The organism is Shigella dysenteriae (assembly GCF_022354085.1).
GTDB classification, from domain to species: Bacteria; Pseudomonadota; Gammaproteobacteria; order Enterobacterales; family Enterobacteriaceae; genus Escherichia; species Escherichia coli.
In genome coordinates, this window is record NZ_CP055055.1 from 1,932,402 (window position 1) to 1,956,909 (window position 24,508).

Genomic DNA, 24,508 nt, shown 5'->3' on the forward strand with positions numbered 1-24,508 from the left:
TAGTAATAAATCAGCCCTAAATGGGTAAAATATAAAACTAATGGATTACATCTGATTTCAATCTAGCCATTACAAATCTTAAATCAAGTGTTAAACATGTAACTAAATGTAACTCGTTATATTAAAATGTTAACCTTAAGGTTTTATTAAGTTTAGAAATGATAGAAAAGTTGTACATTTGGTTTTTATTGCACAATTTTAAAAAATCATACAAATGGTGCTAACTTACTAATAATGCATATAAAAAATATTTCGGTGTAGTCCTTTCGTCATGTAAAACGTTCTTGTTTTTTCTCCACACCACCGTGGACAATTTTTTACTGCAAAAAGAGGAGGTTTGTCACGGCTTGTGCGCAAGACATATCGCAGCAATCAGCGACGGGCAAGAAGAATGACTGTCTGGTGTTTTTTGCTAGCGGAAAACGGAGATTTAAAAGAAAACAAAATATTTTTTGCGTAGATAACAGCGTATTTACGTGGGTTTTAATACTTTGGTATGAACAAAAAAAGAAAAATACAACGCGCGGGTGAGTTATTAAAAATATTTCCGCAGACATACTTTCCATCGTAACGCAGCGTTAACAAAATACAGGTTGCGTTAACAACCAAGTTGAAATGATTTAATTTCTTAAAAGTACGACCAGGTCCAGGGTGACAACATGAAAAACAAATTGTTATTTATGATGTTAACAATACTGGGTGCGCCTGGGATTGCAGCCGCAGCAGGTTATGATTTAGCTAATTCAGAATATAACTTCGCGGTAAATGAATTGAGTAAGTCTTCATTTAATCAGGCAGCCATAATTGGTCAAGCTGGGACTAATAATAGTGCTCAGTTACGGCAGGGAGGCTCAAAACTTTTGGCGGTTGTTGCGCAAGAAGGTAGTAGCAACCGGGCAAAGATTGACCAGACAGGAGATTATAACCTTGCATATATTGATCAGGCGGGCAGTGCCAACGATGCCAGTATTTCGCAAGGTGCTTATGGTAATACTGCGATGATTATCCAGAAAGGTTCTGGTAATAAAGCAAATATTACACAGTATGGTACTCAAAAAACGGCAATTGTAGTGCAGAGACAGTCGCAAATGGCTATTCGCGTGACACAACGTTAATTTCCATTCGACTTTTAAATCAATCCGATGGGGGTTTTACATGAAACTTTTAAAAGTAGCAGCAATTGCAGCAATCGTATTCTCCGGTAGCGCTCTGGCAGGTGTTGTTCCTCAGTACGGCGGCGGTGGCGGTAACCACGGTGGTGGCGGTAATAACAGCGGCCCGAATTCAGAGCTGAATATTTATCAGTACGGTGGTGGTAACTCTGCACTTGCTCTGCAAGCTGATGCTCGTAACTCTGATCTTACTATTACCCAGCATGGTGGTGGTAACGGTGCAGATGTTGGTCAGGGCTCAGATGACAGCTCAATCGATCTGACCCAACGTGGCTTTGGTAACAGTGCCACTCTTGATCAGTGGAACGGTAAAGACTCTCATATGACAGTTAAACAGTTCGGTGGCGGCAACGGTGCAGCGGTTGACCAGACTGCATCTAATTCCACCGTCAACGTAACTCAGGTTGGCTTTGGTAACAACGCGACCGCTCATCAGTACTAATACATCATCTGTATTAAAGAAACAGGGCGCAAGCCCTGTTTTTTTTCGGGAGAAGAATATGAATGCGTTATTACTCCTTGCGGCACTTTCCAGTCAGATAACCTTTAATACGACCCAGCAAGGGGATATGTACACCATTATTCCTGAAGTCACTCTTACTCAATCTTGTCTGTGCAGAGTACAAATATTGTCCCTGCGCGAAGGCAGTTCAGGGCAAAGTCAGACGAAGCAAGAAAAGACCCTTTCATTGCCTGCTAATCAACCCATTGCTTTGACGAAGTTGAGTTTAAATATTTCCCCGGACGATCGGGTGAAAATAGTTGTTACTGTTTCTGATGGACAGTCACTTCATTTATCACAACAATGGCCGCCCTCTTCAGAAAAGTCTTAATTTGTTGAAATATCGAGCATAAGATGAATCTGGAGAGAATGGTTTGCTGCGAATCAGCCAACCTGAAAGTATGGATAACACAACCCTCAAGGATGACTAATCATTGAGGAAATAGAATAAATGTTCAGACCTTTTTTAAACTCTCTTATGCTCGGCAGTTTGTTTTTTCCTTTTATTGCCATCGCAGGAAGCACCGCGCAAGGGGGCGTGATCCATTTTTATGGCCAAATTGTGGAACCGGCATGTGACGTCAGCACCCAGTCATCACCCGTAGAAATGAACTGCCCACAGAATGGTTCTGTTCCGGATAAAACCTACTCCAGTAAAGCGTTAATGAGCGGCAATGTCAAAAACGCGCAAATAGCCTCAGTAAAAGTGCAGTATCTTGATAAACAGAAAAAGCTGGCTGTAATGAACATCGAATATAACTAAGTTTCTGAACAACTCACGTTGCTGAGCAGAAAAATGCGATTTAACCAAAAAGCCTGCTGTACACTTAAGAAACAAGAAGGTGTAAGGAGGCGTTATGAAAACGCGTATTCATGTTGTGCAGGGTGATATTACCAAACTGGCCGTTGATGTGATTGTGAATGCGGCTAATCCTTCATTAATGGGAGGTGGCGGCGTCGATGGGGCCATTCATCGCGCAGCGGGTCCGGCCCTGCTGGATGCCTGTTTAAAAGTCAGGCAACAGCAGGGCGATTGCCCTACGGGGCATGCCGTTATTACGCTTGCAGGCGATCTTCCTGCTAAAGCCGTAGTGCACACCGTCGGGCCAGTCTGGCGTGGTGGTGAACAAAACGAAGACCAGCTTTTGCAGGATGCCTATCTCAATAGCCTACGACTGGTGGCGGCAAACAGCTATACGTCAGTGGCTTTTCCTGCAATCAGTACTGGGGTTTATGGTTACCCTCGTGCGGCAGCGGCTGAAATCGCAGTAAAAACCGTTTCAGAATTTATTACCCGTCACGCTTTACCCGAACAGGTATACTTTGTCTGTTATGATGAAGAAAACGCCCACCTCTACGAAAGACTCCTTACCCAACAAGGAGATGAATGATTTGCCCCGGCTGGCGAGCGCGGTGCTGCCACTGTGTTCGCAACATCCTGGTCAGTGTGGTCTTTTCCCTCTGGAGAAAAGTCTGGATGCGTTTGCCGCCCGGTATCGTCTGGCCGAAATAGCAGAGCATACGCTGGATGTTCAGTATTACATCTGGCAGGACGATATGTCGGGTCGGTTACTGTTTTCCGCCCTGTTAGCCGCAGCAAAGCGTGGCGTTCGCGTCCGTTTGTTGCTGGACGACAACAATACGCCCGGACTTGACGACATTTTACGCTTGCTTGACAGTCATCCCCGCATTGAAGTCCGGCTTTTTAATCCTTTCTCGTTTCGCTTGCTGCGTCCGCTTGGTTATATCACCGACTTTTCCCGTCTCAATCGCCGTATGCACAATAAAAGTTTCACTGTCGATGGCGTGGTGACGCTGGTAGGGGGGCGAAATATTGGTGATGCCTATTTTGGGGCAGGGGAAGAGCCACTTTTTTCGGATTTAGATGTCATGGCAATAGGACCCGTAGTAGAGGACGTTGCCGATGATTTCGCCCGCTACTGGTATTGCAAATCGGTTTCACCCTTACAGCAGGTGCTGGATGTCCCGGAAGGTGAAATGGCGGATCGCATCGAGTTACCCGCCTCCTGGCATAACGATGCCATGACGCATCGTTACTTACGCAAAATGGAATCCAGTCCGTTTATAAATCATCTGGTTGATGGAACGTTGCCGCTTATCTGGGCGAAAACACGTTTATTAAGTGATGATCCGGCGAAAGGGGAGGGCAAGGCAAAACGGCATTCACTGTTACCGCAGCGCCTGTTCGATATCATGGGCTCACCCAGTGAACGCATCGATATTATCTCTTCCTATTTTGTACCGACACGAGCAGGTGTGGCGCAACTCTTACGGATGGTGAGAAAAGGGGTAAAGATTGCGATCCTAACCAATTCTCTTGCCGCTAACGATGTTGCTGTCGTCCATGCCGGATACGCGCGCTGGCGCAAAAAATTGCTCCGCTATGGCGTGGAATTATATGAACTCAAGCCGACGCGTGAACAAAGTAGTACGTTACACGATCGCGGCATAACCGGTAATTCCGGTGCCAGCCTGCATGCTAAAACCTTTAGCATCGATGGTAAAACGGTGTTTATCGGTTCTTTCAATTTCGATCCGCGTTCAACATTGCTTAATACTGAAATGGGCTTCGTGATAGAGAGCGAAACGCTGGCTCAGTTAATTGATAAACGCTTTATTCAGAGCCAGTATGATGCGGCCTGGCAGCTCCGACTGGACAGGTGGGGACGGATCAACTGGGTTGATCGTCATGCAAAGAAAGAGATTGTTCTCAAAAAAGAACCCGCCACCAGTTTCTGGAAGCGGGTTATGGTCAGACTGGCGTCGATATTGCCCGTGGAATGGTTATTGTAAACGCGGCTTAACGGGCTGGTGCTTTATCGTTCTCACGCTTAACAACCGGTTTACCAGAGAACAAAAACTTCAGTAATGGGATGCGTAAATGAATTTCATACAGAATTATCGCAATCCCTACTACGAATATCAGGCCACAGAGAAAACCAAGCCAGTTGGAGGTGATGTGCGGTGTAATGTACGCGCCGAAAAACAGCGTTAACGGGTGGTGAACCAGATAGATAAATAGCGATGCGTTAACAAAGTAAGTCACCCGCGCTGACTGGAAGTTAAGCAAACGGTGGCCAAAGGAGAAGACCACATTCACCATCCACAGACCGAGGACCATGGTGATCACCGACTCGGTTTCGTACATCCAGGCATCGCCACTGCCATAGCGCTGGTTGAGTAAATAAGCGACAAACGCCAATGCTGCAGCGAGGGTACAGCCACGAGACGGCGTGGTAAACAAGGCTTTAAGATGAGGGAAAATGAAAGCCAGTGCGCCGAGGATAAAGAACGGCAAATAAAATAGCGTTTGCATGACAATAAAATTGAACATGCCATTACTCAGAATGGGCGGATACACAATAAAAATCGTTCTTCTTATTACCGCATAACCGATGCCGAGGCACAAAAAAATCAGCGATAGTTTTACCATCGAGAATTTTTTATTCGTTTTATCAGAATTTTCTAAATTATTTCTGATGCGTTTAAATATCCATACGCACAGCGTCGTCATGACCACTAACACCAGTAAAAACCACAGGTGCGATATTAATTCCCAGGCCAACGTATTATATTTGTCATACAATGACAGCCCAGGCCAACTTTCCGCTTTCCCTTTGACGTATTGCAGCATAATAAATTGCGGCAATGTCAGTAGGGGGATGGCTGTTAACATCGGGATACCTACACGTTCGACACGTACTTTCCACCATTTTTTCAAGGGATAGCGTAAAAAAAGCATGTAGGAAAAGTAGCCGGATATAACGAAAAATACCTGCATGCGGAACGAGTGGATGAAGTCATTAAAAAGGGTCAGCCACAATGACGGTTCGGCGCTATTCACATGCCATGTATGGCTCGAATAGATTAAAGAAATATGAAAAGGGATCCCTAACAACATCAGCCAGGCGCGGATGGAGTCGAGGAAATATTCACGTTGCGCGGGTACTGGATTCATATATGGTTAACTAATCTCGGATTTTTCGTCTTATCCCTGTCGGGTTATGCCTTTAGGCTTGTTGCCATAGCGACACCGACCTGACCGCGCCAGGCGCAGGCTTCAAGTTTTTATGCATAGCATCATCGCTACCACTAACCAGAATGGAAGCGTCTGTAAGACGGTTGATAAATAAATTTGCTGGCAAACCCTACACGAAGTCGATGCTTCTGTCTTTAGGAGAAGCACGGAAAGTGAAAACGGTTGCAATCAGGTGCTTAATCCATGAGCCAGCGTGCTGAACGATACCGGGATTCTGTTGTCGGAATGGCTGGTTATCCATTAAAATAGATCGGATCGATATAAGCACACAAAGGGGGAAGTGCTTACTAATTATGAAACATAAACTACAAATGATGAAAATGCGTTGGTTGAGTGCTGCAGTAATGTTAACCCTGTATACATCTTCAAGCTGGGCTTTCAGTATTGATGATGTCGCAAAGCAAGCTCAATCCTTAGCCGGGAAAGGCTATGAGGCGCCCAAAAGCAACTTGCCCTCCGTTTTCCGCGATATGAAATACGCGGACTATCAGCAGATCCAGTTTAATCATGACAAAGCGTACTGGAACAATCTGAAGACCCCATTCAAACTCGAGTTCTACCATCAGGGTATGTACTTCGATACCCCGGTCAAAATAAATGAAGTGACTGCCACCGCAGTCAAACGAATCAAATACAGCCCGGATTATTTCACTTTCGGCGATGTTCAGCATGACAAAGACACGGTAAAAGACCTTGGTTTTGCCGGTTTTAAAGTGCTTTACCCGATCAACAGCAAAGATAAAAACGATGAAATCGTCAGCATGCTCGGGGCCAGCTATTTCCGCGTGATTGGTGCAGGTCAGGTTTATGGCCTTTCTGCCCGCGGTCTGGCAATTGATACCGCCTTGCCATCGGGTGAAGAATTTCCACGCTTCAAAGAGTTCTGGATCGAGCGTCCAAAACCAACTGATAAACGTTTAACCATTTATGCATTGCTTGACTCGCCGCGCGCGACAGGTGCTTACAAATTCGTAGTTATGCCAGGGCGTGACACGGTTGTGGATGTGCAGTCGAAAATCTATCTGCGCGATAAAGTCGGCAAACTGGGGGTTGCACCGTTAACCAGTATGTTCCTGTTTGGGCCGAACCAACCGTCGCCTGCAAATAACTATCGTCCGGAGTTGCACGACTCTAACGGTCTCTCTATCCATGCCGGTAATGGCGAATGGATCTGGCGTCCGTTGAATAACCCGAAACATTTAGCGGTCAGCAGCTTCTCCATGGAAAACCCGCTAGGCTTTGGTCTGTTGCAGCGCGGTCGTGATTTCTCCCGCTTTGAAGATCTCGATGATCGTTACGATCTTCGTCCAAGCGCATGGGTGACTCCGAAAGGGGAGTGGGGTAAAGGCAGCGTTGAGCTGGTGGAAATTCCAACCAACGATGAAACTAACGATAACATCGTCGCTTACTGGACGCCGGATCAGCTGCCGGAGCCGGGTAAAGAGATGAACTTTAAATACACCATCACCTTCAGCCGTGATGAAGACAAACTGCATGCGCCAGATAACGCATGGGTGCAACAAACGCGTCGTTCAACGGGGGATGTGAAGCAGTCGAACCTGATTCGCCAGCCTGACGGTACTATCGCCTTTGTGGTCGATTTTACCGGCGCAGAGATGAAAAAACTGCCAGAAGATACCCCGGTCACAGCGCAAACCAGCATTGGTGATAATGGTGAGATAGTGGAAAGCACGGTGCGCTATAACCCGGTTACCAAAGGCTGGCGTCTGGTGATGCGTGTGAAAGTGAAAGATGCCAAGAAAACCACTGAAATGCGCGCTGCGCTGGTGAATGCCGATCAGACGTTGAGTGAAACCTGGAGCTACCAGTTACCTGCCAATGAATAAGACAACTGAGTACATTGACGCAATGCCCATCGCCGCAAGCGAGAAAGCGGCATTGCCGAAGACTGATATCCGCGCCGTTCATCAGGCGCTGGATGCCGAACACCGCACCTGGGCGCGGGAGGATGACTCCCCGCAAGGCTCGGTAAAGGCGCGTCTGGAACAAGCCTGGCCAGATTCACTTGCTGATGGACAGTTAATTAAAGACGACGAAGGGCGCGATCAGCTTAAGGCGATGCCAGAAGCAAAACGCTCCTCGATGTTTCCCGACCCGTGGCGTACCAACCCGGTAGGCCGTTTCTGGGATCGCCTGCGTGGACGCGATGTAACACCGCGCTATCTGGCTCGTTTGACCAAAGAAGAGCAGGAGAGCGAGCAAAAGTGGCGTACCGTCGGTACCATCCGGCGTTACATTCTGTTGATCCTGACGCTCGCGCAAACTGTCGTCGCGACCTGGTATATGAAGACCATTCTTCCTTATCAGGGTTGGGCGCTGATTAATCCTATGGATATGGTTGGTCAGGATTTGTGGGTTTCCTTCATGCAGCTTCTGCCTTATATGCTGCAAACCGGTATCCTGATCCTCTTTGCGGTACTGTTCTGTTGGGTGTCCGCCGGATTCTGGACGGCGTTGATGGGCTTCCTGCAACTGCTTATTGGTCGCGATAAATACAGTATATCTGCGTCAACAGTTGGCGATGAACCATTAAACCCGGAGCATCGCACGGCGTTGATCATGCCTATCTGTAACGAAGACGTGAATCGTGTTTTTGCTGGCTTGCGTGCAACGTGGGAATCAGTAAAAGCCACCGGGAATGCCAAACACTTTGATGTCTACATTCTGAGTGACAGTTACAACCCGGATATCTGCGTCGCAGAGCAAAAAGCCTGGATGGAGCTTATCGCTGAAGTCGGTGGCGAAGGTCAGATTTTCTATCGCCGCCGCCGTCGTCGCGTGAAGCGTAAAAGCGGTAATATCGATGACTTCTGCCGTCGCTGGGGCAGCCAGTACAGCTACATGGTGGTGCTGGATGCTGACTCGGTAATGACCGGTGATTGTTTGTGTGGGCTGGTGCGCTTGATGGAAGCCAACCCGAACGCCGGGATCATTCAGTCGTCGCCGAAAGCGTCCGGTATGGATACGCTGTATGCACGCTGTCAGCAGTTCGCGACCCGCGTGTATGGGCCACTGTTTACAGCCGGTTTGCACTTCTGGCAACTTGGCGAGTCGCACTACTGGGGACATAACGCGATTATCCGCGTGAAACCGTTTATCGAGCACTGCGCACTGGCTCCGCTGCCGGGCGAAGGTTCCTTTGCCGGTTCAATCCTGTCACATGACTTCGTGGAAGCGGCGTTGATGCGCCGTGCAGGTTGGGGAGTCTGGATTGCTTACGATCTCCCGGGTTCTTATGAAGAATTACCGCCTAACTTACTTGATGAGCTAAAACGTGACCGCCGCTGGTGCCACGGTAACCTGATGAACTTCCGTCTGTTCCTGGTGAAGGGTATGCACCCGGTTCACCGTGCGGTATTCCTGACGGGCGTGATGTCTTATCTCTCCGCTCCGCTGTGGTTTATGTTCCTCGCGCTCTCTACTGCATTGCAGGTAGTGCATGCGTTAACCGAACCGCAATACTTCCTGCAACCACGGCAGTTGTTCCCGGTGTGGCCGCAGTGGCGTCCTGAGCTGGCGATTGCACTTTTTGCTTCGACCATGGTGCTGTTGTTCCTGCCAAAGCTATTGAGCATTTTGCTTATCTGGTGCAAAGGAACGAAAGAATACGGCGGCTTCTGGCGCGTTACATTATCGTTGCTGCTGGAAGTGCTGTTTTCCGTGCTGCTGGCTCCGGTACGCATGCTGTTCCATACGGTCTTCGTCGTCAGCGCGTTCCTTGGCTGGGAAGTGGTGTGGAATTCACCGCAGCGTGATGATGACTCCACTTCCTGGGGTGAAGCGTTCAAACGCCACGGCTCACAGCTGCTGTTAGGGTTAGTGTGGGCTGTTGGGATGGCGTGGCTGGATCTGCGTTTCCTGTTCTGGCTGGCTCCGATTGTCTTCTCGTTGATCCTGTCACCGTTTGTTTCGGTGATTTCCAGCCGTGCCACCGTTGGTCTGCGCACCAAACGCTGGAAACTGTTCCTGATCCCGGAAGAGTATTCACCGCCGCAGGTGCTGGTTGATACCGATCGGTTCCTTGAGATGAACCGTCAACGCTCCCTTGATGATGGTTTTATGCACGCAGTATTTAACCCGTCATTTAACGCTCTGGCCACCGCAATGGCGACCGCGCGTCACCGCGCCAGTAAGGTGCTGGAAATCGCCCGTGACCGCCACATTGAACAGGCGCTGAACGAGACGCCAGAGAAGCTGAATCGCGATCGTCGCCTGGTGCTGCTAAGCGATCCGGTGACGATGGCCCGTCTGCATTTCCGCGTCTGGAATTCCCCTGAGAGATATTCTTCATGGGTGAGTTATTACGAAGGGATAAAGCTCAATCCACTGGCATTGCGTAAACCAGATGCGGCTTCGCAATAAAAACGTAGTTGCCTGATGCGCTACGCTTATCAGGCCTACATCGTTCCTGCAATTTATTGATTTTGCAAGATTTTGTAGGTTGGGTAAGGCGTTCACGTCGCATCTGGCAAAAACAACGAGTCAATAAAAATACCGGCGTTATGCCGGTATTTTTTTACGGAAGAGGTATCAAATGCGTTTAATTGTGGTGAGCATCATGGTGACCTTGCTGAGTGGCTGTGGCAGCATCATTAGCCGCACTATACCGGGGCAGGGGCATGGCAACCAATATTATCCCGGTGTGCAATGGGATGTGCGTGACTCCGCCTGGCGTTATGTCACAATTCTTGATCTGCCATTCTCCCTGGTTTTTGATACTTTACTGCTGCCGATCGACATTCATCATGGCCCGTATGAGTGATTAACGTTCATCCCACTCATCAGCTGCTGCGCGTCCTTCCTCGGTATCCAGCGGTGGCTCAAGCTGAAATTCCCCCTCGTCCCATTCATGTAATGTATTCTCTTCTTGCCACTCCTGGCGGATCTCTATCTCATCATAGTCGCCGTCAAAAACACTTTGCGCGGCCTCACCGCTAAGCATAGGTAAACATTCACCTTCTTCCCCTTCGTCGGCAAAAAACTCAACTTGCCACATGATGTCGCCGTCCTGCAAAACGTATTTTTGGGCATTGAACTGTTGCACATTCGCGTCTTCGGCGTCGATGCCGGGGTTGTCTGCAAGAAATTCTTCGCGTGCAGCGTCAATGGCTTCTTCAAGCGTTGCGTACATGGTCATCACGATTCTCCCTTTGAGTTGATGAGGTTTCAGGGAAAAGGATAGCTGATTCTCCGCTTTTGCAAGTATGAAAGGCGAAAAATCAGTTCGATACCTGGGGTATTCGACGACGACGTAGACTGTTCCATGAATAGACTGCGTTGAATAACACTACGCCAGCGGTGACGAGAAATACCGATCTGAAACCGTAGTTCGCTGAAATCGCTGCTCCCATCAATGGTCCGGTAACGTTGCCAATATCACGAAACGATTGGTTATAGCTGAAGATACGTCCGGCGATTTGGTTGCTCGAGTTGTAAACCAACAGTGTCTGTACGGCGGGGAGTAGTGCACCATCGGCGGCACCGAGCAAAAAACGTAAAATCCCAAGTTGTAATGGCGTCTGAACGTATGACATTGGGATCAACAGCAGTACAGAGAAGATCAGCGCCGTAATCAGGATCTTTTCGGGGCCGATTCGATCGCCAAGTTTGCCGAGTCGTGGTGCACTCAGCAGAGCCGCCACGCCTGGCACCGAGGCGATCATGCCACTGATAAAGGCGACGTTACTGACGTTACCCGCCAGTTCGCGGACATACAGCGTCAGAATGGGGGCAATTGAGCCCGTCGCCACCTGGATGATTAACGTAGTGACAAACAGGCTGAGTACCAGTTTCGGGTTTTTAAGTGATGTCACCACTTCCCGCATGTGCAGCATCTCTTTTTTGCTGACCGGCTGGAATTTTTCTCTGATGCAGAACAGGGTGACGAAAAAGCAGAGTATGAGCACACTGGCGGTAATAAAGAATACCGGACGTAAGCCGTAGCTATCGGCGAGCAAACCGCCAGCCATTGGGCCGAGCAACGCGCCGCTAACGCCGCCTGTGGAGAGCGTACCCAGCGCCCAGCCGCTTTTATTACGCGGTACTTGTGTGGCGATAAGAGCATTAGCGTTGGGGACAAATCCGCCAAGTAACCCAAGAAGCGCCCGCAGGATCAAAAACTGCCAGATATTTTGTGCCAGTCCCATCAACACCATCACGATGCCCATGCCGAGGGCAGAGCGTAATAGCATGAGTTTTCGGCCTTTACGGTCGGCGAGTCCACCCCAAAACGGTGAGGCGATGGCCGAAAATAAAAATGTAATGCTGAAGACAATACCGGACCACATATTCAGGGCAGAGTGGCCGGTAACGCCAAGCTGCTCAACGTAGAGGGGTAAGAAGGGCATTACCAGACTGAAGGCGGCCCCGGTAAGAAAACAGCCTAGCCAGGCGACGATCAGGTTTCGTTTCCAGTTTATAGGGGTGTCATTTTCACAGGGTGACATAGCAATCCGCTGTTGGTGCGCCAGGCGCGGTGAACATAAGAAGAAAAGATAAGCACACTAATTATGCGCCCGACTTCCAGGGGGCGCAATCCAGAGAGCTTTTATCGCTAAATCAGGGGGATTTGCTGTGGTAATGCCGGATGCCATTCTGAAGCATCCGGCATGAGAGATTTAATAGCGTGAAGGAACGCCTTCCGGGCGTGTTTTAAAGCGGCGGTGTAACCACATATACTGCTCTGGTGCCATCATGATGCATTTTTCGACAACTTTGTTCATCCACGCGGCGGTAGTTTCGGCATCATCCAGCGGCGGAGAACACTCTGGCGGCAGCATAATCAACTGATACCCTTTGCCATCTGGCTTACGGCGTGGAACGAAGGGCACCAGACATGCGCCGGACATCCGTGCCAGCATCCAGGTTCCGGTCGTGGTCGCAGCCTGCTCAACGGCAAACAACGGGACGAAAACGCTTGAGCGCGGGCCGTAATCATGATCCGGTGCGTACCAGACCACTTCGCCTTTTTTCAGGGCTTTAATCATGCCTTTTAAATCTTTGCGGTCGAGCATCGATTTATTTGAGCGCAAACGGCCCCAGGTTTGTAGCCAGTCAATCAGTGGATTATCGTTCGGGCGGTAAACGCCAATCCCCGGTTCCTGCATACCAAACTGCCGCGCGCCCAGCTCCAGTGTCAGAAAATGGATGCCAACTAACAGGATGCCGCGTTTTTGCGCCTGCACGTCACGAATGTGTTCCATGCCGATCACTTCCGTCCAGCGGGCGATTCGGCGGTCCGGCCAGAACCACGCCATGCCGGTTTCCATCAGGCCCATGCCAACGGATTCGAAATTCTTCACCACCATTTTACGGCGTTCTTGTTCGCTCATTTCCGGGAAGCACAGTTCCAGGTTGCGATGCACAATTTTTGCGCGTCGTTTCATAAAACGTAACGCCAGTTTTCCTAATCCACAACCGAGGCGGTAGATAACCGGGTAGGGCAATTGCACGACCAACCAAAGTACGCCAATACCCAACCAGGTTAACCAATAACGCGGATGAAGCAGTGCGGTGGAGAACTTGGGTAGATTCGTCATATCAATCCTGTTTTTCAACCTATACGGGCAATTGTATGTATTGTCGCATTTTTTCGTCCGCAACCAAAATTTGTGACTGAAGACTGGGCGAAATTGCCGCGCTTGTAAATAACAAATAATTTTTAATGCGCAAATGTAGCGTAAAATGTGTGGATGTTAATTATCGATAATTGCTATATCATGCCGCGGATTTTTACTTTCCCATCTCGCAGGAACCGTACACCATGCCAGTGTTACACAACCGCATTTCCAACGACGCGTTAAAAGCCAAAATGTTGGCTGAGAGCGAACCGCGAACCACCATTTCGTTTTACAAGTATTTCCACATCGCCGATCCTAAGGCGACCCGTGACGCTTTATATCAGCTGTTTACCGCGCTGAATGTTTTTGGGCGAGTGTATCTGGCGCATGAGGGCATTAACGCGCAAATCAGCGTACCAGCGAGCAATGTTGAAACATTTCGCGCGCAGCTCTATGCCTTCGACCCGGCTTTAGAGGGTTTACGCCTGAATATCGCGTTGGATGATGACGGGAAATCCTTCTGGGTACTGCGCATGAAGGTACGCGATCGCATTGTTGCCGACGGTATTGACGATCCTCACTTTGATGCCAGCAATGTTGGTGAGTATCTGCAAGCGGCGGAAGTGAACGCCATGCTTGACGATCCCGATGCACTATTTATCGACATGCGTAACCACTATGAGTATGAAGTGGGGCACTTTGAAAACGCGCTGGAAATTCCGGCAGATACTTTCCGTGAGCAGCTGCCAAAAGCAGTCGAGATGATGCAGGCACATAAAGATAAAAAAATCGTTATGTACTGCACCGGCGGCATTCGTTGTGAAAAGGCCAGTGCCTGGATGAAACATAACGGATTCAACAAAGTCTGGCATATCGAGGGCGGAATTATTGAATACGCCCGTAAGGCGCGCGAGCAGGGCTTGCCGGTGCGTTTTATTGGCAAAAATTTTGTTTTTGACGAGCGGATGGGCGAACGTATATCTGATGAGATTATCGCGCATTGCCACCAGTGCGGTGCGCCGTGCGACAGCCATACCAACTGTAAAAATGATGGCTGCCACCTGCTGTTTATTCAGTGTCCAGTATGTGCGGAAAAATACAAAGGTTGTTGTAGTGAAATTTGCTGCGAAGAAAGCGCGTTACCGCCAGAAGAACAGCGACGCCGTCGGGCAGGACGTGAAAATGGCAATAAGATATTTAATAAGTCTCGTGGACGTCTGAATACAACACTGGGCATTCCTGATCCAACAGAATAAATATCATTGCCGGATGCGTGCCATCCGGCAACATTTCACTCTTACTTCTGCTGTACGCCTTCCACTGAAATAATCAGATCCACTTCCTGAGAAGCTGGACCTAAATCTGTCTTGATATTGAAGTCTTTGAGCTTAATTTTGCCTTCGGCCTCAAAGCCTGCACGTTTACCACCCCACGGGTCGTCGCCCTGACCAATTAATTTCGCTTCCAGCGTGACGGGTTTGGTTACACCATTCAGCGTCAGATCGCCGGTAATATCCAGTTCGTCACCGTCTTTCTTCACGCTGGTGGAGGTGAATGTTGCCTGTGGATATTTTGCGGTATTGAGGAAATCCGCACTGCGAAGATGTTTATCGCGTTCGGCGTGGTTAGTATCGACGCTGGTGGTGTTAATTGTCACATTCACTTTATCGGCAGCTGGATTTTTTTCATCAAAGGTAAAAGTACCGTCGAAATCTTTAAAGGTGCCATATAACCAGCTATAGCCAAGATGCTGGATGCGGAAGTTAACAAAGGCGTGCTGACCTTCTTTGTCAATTTTGTAATCGGCGGCAACCGCTGAACCGGCAGAGAACATCAGGGACGCGAAGGTTAAACCAAGCAGGCTTTTTTTCATTTTTTATACTCCATAGTCAGATGACGACTTTCCCAGCATGCGCTTCAGAGTGTCGTCTTTATCGATGAAATGATGCTTCAGGGCCATAAATCCGTGCATAACGGACAGTACTACGACGCTCCACGCGAGCCAAAAATGCAGGGCACCGGCAAAGTCTGCCTGTGCGCCAGCGTCGGCAAGGGTCGCGGGGACGTCAAACCAGCCAAAAACGCTGATCGGTTTACCATCGGCAGTTGAGATCAGATAGCCGCTGATGCCGATGGCGAACAGCAATAGGTACAATGCGAGATGTCCAGCTTTTGCGGCAAGACGAGTCATGGGCGAATAACTCGGCAGCGGACCCGGCGGTGGAGATATGACACGCCACAGAACGCGAATAACCAGCCCCATCATTAATAAAATACCGATGCTTTTATGCAGTTCGGGTGCTTTGTGATACCAGCCATCGTAATAACTGAGCGTGACCATCCACAGACCTAAAGCAAACATGCCGTAGACAATAATTGCGCTTAGCCAATGGAAGGCCGCAGATATAACACCATAGCGTTCAGGGGTATTTGTGAATGACATAAGTGCATCCAAAACGAATTTGCGAGAGAAAGAAAATGGCGTGTCGGAGAATGAATTGCAACACAAAAATAACAAATTGAATGATATTTATTTTTATTTCAATAATTTTGAATTAATAATGAAAGAATCTTCATAAGTTTAGTGGGTTCAGCATCAGAGATGTCTGGTGAGTGCTGTAGAAGCAGGAATAATCTCATTCAATTTTTCACGCTAAATGAAAGGGAGATTAAATATTTGTCAGTTTATGTCAGTGCGGAAAACTAAAAATAAAACACATAGATCAGATCCATAATTGCCAACAATCCCCAGAGAAAAAGATAAAGCATCAGATGCTCGCGAATATTATTGATGAGATAGTGCAACAGCCGACGCATTAAATACTCCTGTAAAAACGGCCTCATTCTGGAGGCCGTAATGATGATTATTGGAAGCGGGAAAGCCTGAATGGCGTCAAATCAAAATCGCTTTTTTTGTCTTGCGCAAAATCGGCAGCTATTTCCCCTAAAACTGACGCAAATTTAAAACCGTGCCCACTCAGGCCGGTAATGAGCAGTGTATTATCGTGGCCGGGTAGGGTATCGATAATAAAATCTTCGTCAGGCGAATTATCATAGGTGCAGGCAGCGCCGTACAGGCAGCAACCGATACCCGGCAATACATTGCGCAAGAACGGGAAGGCTTCTGACCCATCACTGGCCACTTCCGCAAACGGAACACGTTCATCCGCTGAATGGATAACCTGGCCTCCGTTATGTTTGCCAATCTTCAACGCGTCGTTTTCTGCCGGAAAACCATAATATTGATCGCCATTGGGCAGTTCACCGGTAAACGCCGGGAATTTATTCTTCACGCTATAGCGGCCATCGGCCTGATACCAGGCAAATACTTTACGTACGGGCTGGACAGGCAGCTCCGGGAGCAGGTCTTTTACCCATGTTCCCGCGCAGACAATCGCTTTTTTCGCCTGATACTCACCGTCAGCCGTTTCAATAGTTACGCCATCATCGTCATGACGAATTGCGGTGACCGAGCAGTTGAACAGTTGCGCACAGCCCGCTTCCTTCGCCAGTTGGATCCAGGTTTTAATCGCCAGTTCGCTGCGTAAAAAGCCGGAATCAGTCTCAAATAAGCCGATGTAGTTGTCCGGGACGCGTATTTCTGGCCAGCGGGCCATAATCCCTTGCGCATCGAGCTTTTCAACGTTGAGTTGCCACTGTTCGGCGCTGTGGGCGACGTTGGCGAGAAATGCGGAGTCAGCCGGGCCAAGGTTAATGACACCAGAGCGTACAAAAATGGGATCATCTTCGTTGTGGCGGGAGAGGTCATCCCACAGCGTTTGTGCGCGGAGGACCAGCGGGACATACTTTTCGCCTTCACCATAAGCATGGCGAATTAATCGCGTATCGCCGTGGTGGCTGCCGTGTTGATGTGGTGGCATATGGGCGTCGGTCATTAGCACGTTTAAACCGGCGCGGGTTGCATAATACCCGGCGGCAGCGCCTACGGAACCGCTGCCAATAATGATGAGATCGTATTTCATTTTTTTCTCTCTGCTCTCATGGTTTAAGCAGAGTAATTAACTGAATGCAGATATACAACCCAGAAATGGTAAAGGCACCGGTGAGGTGCCTTTTGGGTGGATGGTCATGTCATGTTAATGACGCCGATACTCGTTTACCTGGAAATCACCGGATTCAATTTTGGCGATTCCTGCTTCTAATATCGAAATAAATTGTCTGGCAACATCAGTGGTTAACCAGAGCGTCTGACCAACTTCAGTCCCTTCCTGCTCGGACTTATTTGGGGTCTGGTAGTGCAAACGCAACATCAGCGCATCATAGCTATCAACGGTGCTGATGTCCCACCCTACGAGCGGATGAGTCTGAATGACTTCATTATTTTTTTCCATCATGGCCCCCTAATTCGTGTTACTAGACAACGTTATTCGAGGTTCAATGCGTTTTTATCTGAAGCAACTTCAGTATACCAATAAGTAAGGGTATTCACCGAATTTTTAAAGGGGGAAACAGATAAATTTCTGCTTTTAAGATTTATATGAACAATAAAACAGCATGTCATTCATATTTTTTTAGCATATTGTGCAATTATTTTGAGGAAGTGTAGAAATTTTGTACTCAAAATTCGTAAGTAAAATAAAAAAGCCGGGGCGACCCGGCAAAAACAAAAATCACTGCATATTATTCGCTGACAAACCAGTCATCGGCGCTTTCCCACGTTTCCTGGAGAATTTCGCTAATGCGCTGTTTATCTTCTTTTGTCGCGCCAATAACCGATAAATTATTCGCTGCGGCATAACGTACCGATACGTGGCCTTCATTATCAGGAAACGCATACTGAATACGGCGGGAAAGTTCGCCAGCCAGGGCGTCAATAGCCCCAGCTGGCAATGGAGAAGTTTTCGCTATGGTGACTTCAATTCGCATAATAGCCCCCTGTTGAATATACTGGTTATTTATACAGGTAAAATAACCTAATGACAACAGGAAGCTACGATTTTTATTGTTTAACGGACCAGCGTACCGTTTCCCCGGCGAGGAATGGCACCAGGGTGTCATCAGTCAGTGCGATGCTTTCAGCAACCTGATGCTCTTCACGTACCAATTCGATGAATGTGTCGTTGACCGGCAACCCATAGAACTGCGGGCCGTTTACAGAACAGAATGCTTCAAAGTGCTGCAGAGCATTCATCTCTTCAAAGACGGTAGCGTAACTGCCCAGCGCGGTTGGGGCGTTGAAGCAGCCCGCGCAGCCGCAGCTGCTCTCTTTGCGATGACGTGTATGTGGCGCAGAATCCGTACCGAGGAATACTCGATTAAAACCGCTGGCGACCAGTTCACGCAGTGCCTGTTGGTGAATATTGCGTTTGAGGATGGGTAGACAATACAGGTGCGGACGCACGCCACCAACCAGCATATGGTTGCGGTTAAACATCAGATGTTGCGGAGTGATGGTAGCAGCCAGCCGTTCATTTCCGTCACGGACATAGTCGGCTGCGTCTTTGGTGGTGATGTGTTCAAAAACGACTTTCAGTGCAGTCAGGCGCTGGCGCAGCGGTTCCATCACGCTTTCTATAAAGCGCGCTTCACGATCAAAAATGTCGATATCTGCATGTGTCACTTCACCATGCACCAGTAGCGGCATACCGATTTTTTCCATGCGCTCAAGTACCGGCATGATTGCGTCAATTGACGTCACGCCGTGGCTGGAGTTAGTGGTTGCGTTTGCCGGGTAAAGTTTTGCAGCGGTGAACACGCCTTCGTTAAATCCGCGCTCCAGCTCATTAGGATCCAGCGAATCTGTTAAATAACAGGTCATCAATGGGGTGAAATCGTGCCCGGCAGGTACGGCGTCAAGAATACGTTGGCGATACGCCACGGCAGCCTCAACGGTGGTCACGGGCGGAGCCAGATTGGGCATTACGATAGCCCGTCCATAAATTTCGCTGGTATACGGCACGACAGTTTTTAACATGTCGCCATCGCGGAGGTGAAGGTGCCAGTCGTCTGGGCGGCGGATCTTTAATACCTGGGATGGTGCAGTCATTAATCTCTATGCTCCGGCTGAAGGGATGTTTTTGCCGGACACAAAGGATAAGCGGAAACGTTTTCCTTTGCACGAAAAATAAAGGGCGCGAATGCGCCCTCGTGATTAATCAGTAAATGGAATGACAATTTCGCCTGGCTTCACTTCAATGCCTTTCGCCAGTTTTTTCGCCATTGCTTCGCCCTGGCTGCCATCTTCGCGCAGGACGTAAGCAGGTTGCTGGTTAAAGTAATTGCGTAATGCCTGGTTCAGATAGGGAAGCAACGTTTGCATCACCGTTTGCATTTTTTCCGGTTGTACCGTCGCATCGACCACCTCCATCTCTTTCAGGAAGATCGCGCCTTTTTCTTTATCAAACACGGGCAGCGCTTTCAGCTTCAGTTTCATGGTCGCTTTCTGACTACCGAACAGGGAGTTCATGTCCAGATTGGCGTCTCCGGTTAGGGTAACCTTATTCGGCTCTTCGCGACCAATTTGGCTGGTCAGGTTTGTCAAAACAATATGGGCGTCAGCCACGCCGGGTAAACCGATATCTTTTGAGAAATTATTATGTTTCGCAAGCGACTGGTTAATTTCTTGTTCGGTGATGGTGTATTGGGTGAGTTGATTACAGCCAACGAGCAGGCCACTGACGATCAATGCAGCGGCAAATAAAAACTTGTTCATGGTAGTCCTCGACATGAAATCTGCGTCAATATCCTGACACAACGCAGCATGTGTCACCAGCGATAAACTCGCCAGCAGAAAAAACTGAAAACGGCGGCAACCCGCGAATACAGGCTGCCGCGGCGGGTCAGGATTAAATCGCCATTGATGATAACAAATTGATTTGTGTCTGTTTCGCCATATTATCGCGGTAATCAGCAACGCGGCTTGGCCAGTTAATTCCGGCTACCAGCGTCAGATTACGCAGTAGCGGGAATAGCTGAATATCATCTTCCGAAAGTTCGCCATTCACGGCGTTCGGTTTGACGATCAGTTTGTCCAGCGCACGTAAATCATCGCTGATATTCTTAATCAGACCGTCAGAGTGGGCCAGCAGGTCGGCAAAATTACCCGCGCTGGCCTCTTTCTTGTCGACGAAATATTTGCGCGCGGCGGGAGTAGAAAACTCATCAAATGCCGATTTGGCAAAACGCGGCAACAGCAGTTTGTTGGCGTAGCCATTGACCTTGCGCAGCCACTCTTCAATGGCAGGGGAACGTTTGCCGGTCAGTAACGGTTTGCCGTCGAGTTTATCGACATAGTGAACGATGTCCATGCTTTCTGGCATATAGCGGCTGTCATCTTTTTGCAGAATGGGAACCTGTTTTTGACCGACCATCCGGGTGGGTGTTTCTGCGTCGTCGTTGAGCAGAACATGTAATTCGACGGGGATATTTTTCAGGCCGAAAATCATGCGGGCTTTGAGGCAGTAAGGGCAGTGATCGTAAATGTATAGCTTCACGTGACTCCTCCATTTGGCTGTCAGTTCACTTTCAGTATGGAGGAGTCAGGGGGGAGTATCAAATCAGGCGTCGCGTTCCAGCAAACGACGCGCGGCGCGTTTCTGGCTAAACTGCCAGCCCAGCGCAAGGAAAGTGAAGATGCCAATAATGCCCAGCATCATCCACGGAAGCTCTGGTTGGTGCGCCGATTTGCCCAGGTCAAACAGCCAGCCGCCACCGATATAACCAATAGCGCCACCAATCGCCAGACCCAGACGGCTAAACCCCATATAGCTGCCGCGAGCTCTTGCGTCCGCCAGCGAAGCACTTAAGGTTTCACGCGCAGGCTCGGCAATGATCGACCCGATATAAAACAGACAAATCAGGGTGAAAAGTTGTTGCAGGCCGCTGACCATGCCCACCGGCATCATGCTTAATGACATTATCAACAGCCCAGCCATCAACCGGTGTTCCAGACGAAAATGCTTTTCACTCCAGCGGGCGATAGGGTAGAGCAACGTTAACGACAGACACGCTTCAATGGCATACATCCATTTAACGGCAGAGGGCGCGCCCGCCACGTCGTTGACCATAATTGGCAGCATCAGCATCACTTGAACAGCCAGCATGTAGTAACCCGCCAGCGTCAGGACATAGGTGACAAAACGCTTGTCGCGCATCACGCGGGTCATGCCTTCGCGAACGGGCGTGCGTACGGTGGAGAGTTTCCATGCCGGTAATAACCACGCATTGAACGCTGCACACAGTACAAACAAAACTGCCCCTGTGGCGCAGACCAGGCGAAAGTCGTATTGCAACAGCCAGCTCCCCAACAATGCGCCAATGACCGCACCGGCACTGTCCTGCATCATCAACAGCGAGAAAAAACGACCACGTTGTTGTGGACGGATTAGTTTCACCACCAGCGCCGAACGCGGCGGATCAAACAACGTGCCGCCGAGTCCCGAGAGCAGGCATGAAAACCACAATAGCCACGGTTCGTGGGCGATACCCATTGTGGCGAATCCGGCGGCGCGCATCAGCATACCGGTAACAATCATCGGTTTGGCACCAAAGCGGTCGGCAATTGCGCCGCCGAAAATACCCAGACCTTGCTGAATAAACTGGCGTAGACCGAGAGCAATACCGACCATGACGGCGGCCCAGCCCATTTGATCAACGAAGCGGATAGAGATCAGCGGGAAGACAACAAAGAACCCCAGCACGACCAGCATATTATCGATGAGCAGGAAATATTTACCCAGGTTCCTCGCCTGCGACACGCGGGACATTTCCCCTCCCGGGAAATAAAAGATGAGCACTTTCTATTCTGCATTGCCGCTAAGACTTTTCCCATCACTTCGGGGACAATATTTTTTTATCAAAACGTCGCTTTGATAGAGAGTTTTTATCAAATATGTGAATAATGCAGAAAATGGCATTTTGGACTTTTCACAGGGTCTGGTTGCGCAGGTATAGTAATACTTACAGCGTATTAAAGACGTTACGGGAAGGAGTAGGTATAGAATGTTTGGCTATCGCAGTAACGTGCCAAAAGTGCGCTTAACCACAGACCGACTGGTCGTGCGTCTGGTGCATGATCGTGATGCCTGGCGTCTTGCGGATTATTACGCAGAGAATCGCCATTTCCTCAAGCCCTGGGAGCCAGTGCGCGACGAAAGCCACTGTTATCCATCAGGCTGGCAGGCCAGGCTGGGGATGATTAACGAATTTCATAAACAAGGTTCAGCTTTCTACTTTGGCTTATTCGACCCGGACGAAAAAGAGATTATTGGCGTTGCCAATTTTTCCAATGTTGTTCGCGGCTCTTTTCATGCCTGCTATCTCGGTTATTCGATTGGGCAAAAATGGCAGGGCAAAGGGCTCATGTTTGAAGCCCTGACCGCAGCCATTCGTTATATGCAGCGCACCCAACATATTCATCGCATTATGGCTAATTATATGCCGCACAATAAACGCAGCGGTGATTTACTGGCGCGACTGGGTTTTGAAAAAGAAGGCTATGCGAAAGACTATCTGTTGATTGATGGACAATGGCGCGATCACGTACTGACGGCATTAACTACCCCAGACTGGACGCCCGGCCGCTAAGGAGAATCTCATGAAATATCAACTTACTGCTCTGGAAGCCCGCGTGATTGGCTGCTTGCTGGAAAAGCAGGTGACCACGCCGGAGCAATATCCGCTCTCAGTCAATGGTGTAGTAACGGCCTGTAATCAGAAAACGAACCGTGAACCGGTCATGAATCTGAGTGAATCTGAAGTGCAGGAACAGCTGGATAATCTGGTCAAACGTCATTATCTGCGCACGGTGAGTGGCTTTGGTAATCGAGTCACCAAATATGAGCAACGTTTTTGTAATTCAGAATTTGGCGATCTGAAACTGAGCGCCGCAGAAGTGGCGTTAATCACCACGTTGTTATTGCGTGGTGCCCAGACGCCGGGTGAACTGCGCAGCCGCGCCGCGCGAATGTATGAATTCAGCGATATGGCGGAAGTGGAGTTGACGCTGGAACAACTGGCGAATCGCGAAGATGGTCCTTTTGTGGTGCGTCTGGCCCGCGAACCGGGTAAACGCGAAAGCCGCTACATGCATCTTTTCAGTGGTGAGGTAGAGGATCAGCCGGCGGTAACGGATATGTCGAACGCGGTTGATGGTGATTTACAGGCCCGCGTCGAAGCCCTGGAAATCGAAGTGGCAGAACTGAAACAGCGTCTTGATTCGTTGCTGGCCCATCTGGGAGATTAAAGTGAAAAAATTACGTATCGGCGTTGTGGGATTAGGCGGCATTGCGCAAAAAGCGTGGTTACCGGTGCTGGCGGCAGCGTCTGACTGGATGTTACAAGGAGCCTGGTCGCCTACGCGCGCGAAAGCCCTGCCAATTTGTGAAAGCTGGCGCATTCCTTATGCCGATTCGTTATCCAGCCTTGCCGCCAGTTGCGATGCGGTTTTTGTGCATTCCAGCACCGCCAGCCACTTTGACGTGGTCAGTACGTTACTCAATGCGGGTGTACATGTCTGTGTCGATAAACCGCTGGCAGAAAATCTGCGCGATGCTGAACGGCTGGTGGAACTGGCGGCGCGTAAAAAACTGACGTTGATGGTCGGTTTTAACCGTCGTTTCGCACCACTCTACGGTGAGTTAAAAACGCAACTCGCTACCGCAGCTTCGCTAAGAATGGATAAACATCGTAGCAATAGTGTCGGGCCACACGATCTTTATTTCACGTTGCTGGATGATTATCTGCATGTGGTGGATACCGCGCTGTGGTTGTCGGGCGGCAAAGCCTCTCTGGATGGCGGTACGCTACTGACTAACGACGCTGGCGAAATGCTGTTTGCCGAGCACCATTTTTCGGCCGGTCCTTTGCAGATCACCACCTGTATGCATCGCCGTGCCGGAAGTCAGCGTGAAACCGTGCAGGCCGTGACTGACGGTGCGCTCATCGACATTACGGATATGCGCGAATGGCGTGAGGAGCGCGGGCAGGGCGTAGTGCATAAACCGATTCCTGGTTGGCAGAGCACTCTTGAACAACGTGGATTTGTCGGCTGTGCGCGGCACTTCATTGAATGTGTGCAAAATCAGACAGTTCCGCAAACCGCCGGCGAACAGGCCGTGCTGGCGCAACGTATCGTTGACAAGATCTGGCGCGATGCGATGAGTGAATAAACCCTGTAACATCTGGCGGTAGCAATTCACCATAATCCAGGTAGACTATTCGCCTCTTTCAGCGC

General features: G+C 49.3%; 27 protein-coding genes. 13 read left to right on the forward strand and 14 right to left on the reverse strand.

Annotated features, from left to right (window positions below; all coding sequences use genetic code 11):
* Positions 1-659: 659 nt before the first annotated feature.
* The 6 genes from csgB to clsC all read left to right on the forward strand — a co-directional run bounded on the left by csgB (position 660) and on the right by clsC (position 4,488).
* Positions 660-1,115 carry a curli minor subunit CsgB gene (csgB, locus tag HUZ68_RS09235; RefSeq protein WP_000791650.1) on the forward strand — a complete coding sequence of 152 codons (456 nt, stop codon included), beginning with the start codon at positions 660-662 and terminating at the stop codon, positions 1,113-1,115.
* 40 nt (positions 1,116-1,155) lie between these two features.
* Positions 1,156-1,614 carry a curli major subunit CsgA gene (gene csgA / locus HUZ68_RS09240; RefSeq protein ID WP_000771428.1) on the forward strand — a complete coding sequence of 153 codons (459 nt, stop codon included), beginning with the start codon at positions 1,156-1,158 and terminating at the stop codon, positions 1,612-1,614.
* Between the two features lie 58 nt (positions 1,615-1,672).
* Positions 1,673-2,005 (forward strand): curli assembly chaperone CsgC, encoded by a 333-nt coding sequence (gene csgC, locus HUZ68_RS09245; protein ID WP_000992818.1) that lies wholly within the window; start codon positions 1,673-1,675, stop codon positions 2,003-2,005.
* Positions 2,006-2,125: 120 nt separating this feature from the next.
* Positions 2,126-2,437: a protein YmdA gene (gene ymdA, locus HUZ68_RS09250; RefSeq protein WP_033815742.1), complete on the forward strand. Its 312-nt coding sequence runs from the start codon at positions 2,126-2,128 to the stop codon at positions 2,435-2,437.
* Positions 2,438-2,531: 94 nt separating this feature from the next.
* Positions 2,532-3,065, forward strand: a complete 534-nt coding sequence (gene ymdB / locus HUZ68_RS09255) for an O-acetyl-ADP-ribose deacetylase (RefSeq protein WP_000857405.1) — start codon at positions 2,532-2,534, stop codon at positions 3,063-3,065.
* Entirely contained in the window at positions 3,007-4,488 is a 1,482-nt protein-coding gene (gene clsC / locus HUZ68_RS09260; RefSeq protein ID WP_129468702.1) for a cardiolipin synthase ClsC, read from the forward strand. The genes ymdB and clsC overlap by 59 nt, the downstream gene beginning before the upstream one ends.
* A 7-nt stretch (positions 4,489-4,495) precedes the next feature.
* On the opposite strand, the gene mdoC is transcribed toward clsC, so the two are convergent.
* Positions 4,496-5,653 carry a glucans biosynthesis protein MdoC gene (mdoC, locus tag HUZ68_RS09265; protein ID WP_023307868.1) on the reverse strand — a complete coding sequence of 386 codons (1,158 nt, stop codon included), beginning with the start codon at positions 5,651-5,653 and terminating at the stop codon, positions 4,496-4,498.
* Positions 5,654-6,045: 392 nt separating this feature from the next.
* Between mdoC and mdoG the strand changes: the two genes are divergently transcribed.
* The 3 genes from mdoG to HUZ68_RS09280 all read left to right on the forward strand — a co-directional run bounded on the left by mdoG (position 6,046) and on the right by HUZ68_RS09280 (position 10,517).
* On the forward strand, positions 6,046-7,581 hold the full coding sequence (gene mdoG / locus HUZ68_RS09270) for a glucans biosynthesis protein MdoG (protein ID WP_077757366.1): 1,536 nt from the start codon (positions 6,046-6,048) through the stop codon (positions 7,579-7,581).
* Positions 7,574-10,117, forward strand: coding sequence for a glucans biosynthesis glucosyltransferase MdoH (gene mdoH / locus HUZ68_RS09275; protein WP_071829034.1), 2,544 nt, complete (start codon positions 7,574-7,576; stop codon positions 10,115-10,117). The genes mdoG and mdoH overlap by 8 nt, the downstream gene beginning before the upstream one ends.
* Before the next feature lie 172 nt (positions 10,118-10,289).
* Entirely contained in the window at positions 10,290-10,517 is a 228-nt protein-coding gene (locus HUZ68_RS09280; RefSeq protein ID WP_001237205.1) for a YceK/YidQ family lipoprotein, read from the forward strand.
* Here the strand turns inward: HUZ68_RS09280 and HUZ68_RS09285 are convergent, their stop codons facing one another.
* From HUZ68_RS09285 to lpxL, 3 genes are all read right to left on the reverse strand, one after another.
* A complete protein-coding gene (locus tag HUZ68_RS09285; RefSeq protein WP_000180056.1) occupies positions 10,518-10,892 on the reverse strand; it encodes a MysB family protein in 375 nt (124 codons plus the stop codon). It lies immediately after the preceding gene.
* Positions 10,893-10,974: 82 nt separating this feature from the next.
* Entirely contained in the window at positions 10,975-12,201 is a 1,227-nt protein-coding gene (mdtG, locus tag HUZ68_RS09290) for a multidrug efflux MFS transporter MdtG (RefSeq protein WP_112925468.1), read from the reverse strand.
* A gap of 171 nt (positions 12,202-12,372) precedes the next feature.
* Entirely contained in the window at positions 12,373-13,293 is a 921-nt protein-coding gene (gene lpxL / locus HUZ68_RS09295; RefSeq protein WP_000183364.1) for a kdo(2)-lipid IV(A) lauroyltransferase, read from the reverse strand.
* Positions 13,294-13,517: 224 nt separating this feature from the next.
* Here lpxL and trhO point away from each other — a divergent pair, with 224 nt between their 5' ends.
* Positions 13,518-14,570, forward strand: coding sequence for an oxygen-dependent tRNA uridine(34) hydroxylase TrhO (gene trhO / locus HUZ68_RS09300; RefSeq protein ID WP_001144616.1), 1,053 nt, complete (start codon positions 13,518-13,520; stop codon positions 14,568-14,570).
* Between the two features lie 41 nt (positions 14,571-14,611).
* Here trhO and HUZ68_RS09305 read toward each other — a convergent pair whose 3' ends face one another.
* The 10 genes from HUZ68_RS09305 to mdtH form a co-directional block, all read right to left on the reverse strand.
* A complete protein-coding gene (locus tag HUZ68_RS09305) occupies positions 14,612-15,187 on the reverse strand; it encodes a YceI family protein (RefSeq protein WP_000749261.1) in 576 nt (191 codons plus the stop codon).
* Between the two features lie 3 nt (positions 15,188-15,190).
* Positions 15,191-15,757, reverse strand: a complete 567-nt coding sequence (locus HUZ68_RS09310; protein WP_000011108.1) for a cytochrome b — start codon at positions 15,755-15,757, stop codon at positions 15,191-15,193.
* A gap of 260 nt (positions 15,758-16,017) precedes the next feature.
* Positions 16,018-16,131, reverse strand: coding sequence for a YceO family protein (locus HUZ68_RS09315; protein WP_001253418.1), 114 nt, complete (start codon positions 16,129-16,131; stop codon positions 16,018-16,020).
* A gap of 47 nt (positions 16,132-16,178) precedes the next feature.
* Positions 16,179-17,297, reverse strand: a complete 1,119-nt coding sequence (solA, locus tag HUZ68_RS09320) for an N-methyl-L-tryptophan oxidase (protein WP_033815743.1) — start codon at positions 17,295-17,297, stop codon at positions 16,179-16,181.
* Between the two features lie 114 nt (positions 17,298-17,411).
* The gene (gene bssS / locus HUZ68_RS09325) at positions 17,412-17,666 is read right to left on the reverse strand and encodes a biofilm formation regulator BssS (RefSeq protein ID WP_000414438.1); all 255 of its coding nucleotides are present in this window, start codon (positions 17,664-17,666) and stop codon (positions 17,412-17,414) included.
* Positions 17,667-17,955: 289 nt separating this feature from the next.
* Positions 17,956-18,201: a DNA damage-inducible protein I gene (gene dinI, locus HUZ68_RS09330; RefSeq protein ID WP_001217754.1), complete on the reverse strand. Its 246-nt coding sequence runs from the start codon at positions 18,199-18,201 to the stop codon at positions 17,956-17,958.
* Between the two features lie 73 nt (positions 18,202-18,274).
* Entirely contained in the window at positions 18,275-19,321 is a 1,047-nt protein-coding gene (gene pyrC / locus HUZ68_RS09335) for a dihydroorotase (RefSeq protein ID WP_000126539.1), read from the reverse strand.
* A gap of 105 nt (positions 19,322-19,426) precedes the next feature.
* The gene (locus tag HUZ68_RS09340) at positions 19,427-19,987 is read right to left on the reverse strand and encodes a lipoprotein (protein ID WP_001295443.1); all 561 of its coding nucleotides are present in this window, start codon (positions 19,985-19,987) and stop codon (positions 19,427-19,429) included.
* Between the two features lie 133 nt (positions 19,988-20,120).
* Positions 20,121-20,768 (reverse strand): glutaredoxin 2, encoded by a 648-nt coding sequence (grxB, locus tag HUZ68_RS09345; protein ID WP_000780912.1) that lies wholly within the window; start codon positions 20,766-20,768, stop codon positions 20,121-20,123.
* Positions 20,769-20,831: 63 nt separating this feature from the next.
* Entirely contained in the window at positions 20,832-22,040 is a 1,209-nt protein-coding gene (gene mdtH, locus HUZ68_RS09350; RefSeq protein WP_000092206.1) for a multidrug efflux MFS transporter MdtH, read from the reverse strand.
* A 235-nt stretch (positions 22,041-22,275) separates the two neighbouring features.
* Between mdtH and rimJ the strand changes: the two genes are divergently transcribed.
* The 3 genes from rimJ to HUZ68_RS09365 are packed head-to-tail and all read left to right on the forward strand — an operon-like array spanning position 22,276 to position 24,443.
* Positions 22,276-22,860: a ribosomal protein S5-alanine N-acetyltransferase gene (gene rimJ, locus HUZ68_RS09355; protein ID WP_000468186.1), complete on the forward strand. Its 585-nt coding sequence runs from the start codon at positions 22,276-22,278 to the stop codon at positions 22,858-22,860.
* 10 nt (positions 22,861-22,870) lie between these two features.
* The gene (locus HUZ68_RS09360; protein WP_000877099.1) at positions 22,871-23,518 is read left to right on the forward strand and encodes a YceH family protein; all 648 of its coding nucleotides are present in this window, start codon (positions 22,871-22,873) and stop codon (positions 23,516-23,518) included.
* Between the two features lies 1 nt (position 23,519).
* Positions 23,520-24,443: a Gfo/Idh/MocA family protein gene (locus HUZ68_RS09365; RefSeq protein ID WP_000736125.1), complete on the forward strand. Its 924-nt coding sequence runs from the start codon at positions 23,520-23,522 to the stop codon at positions 24,441-24,443.
* The last annotated feature ends 65 nt before the right edge of the window (positions 24,444-24,508 follow it).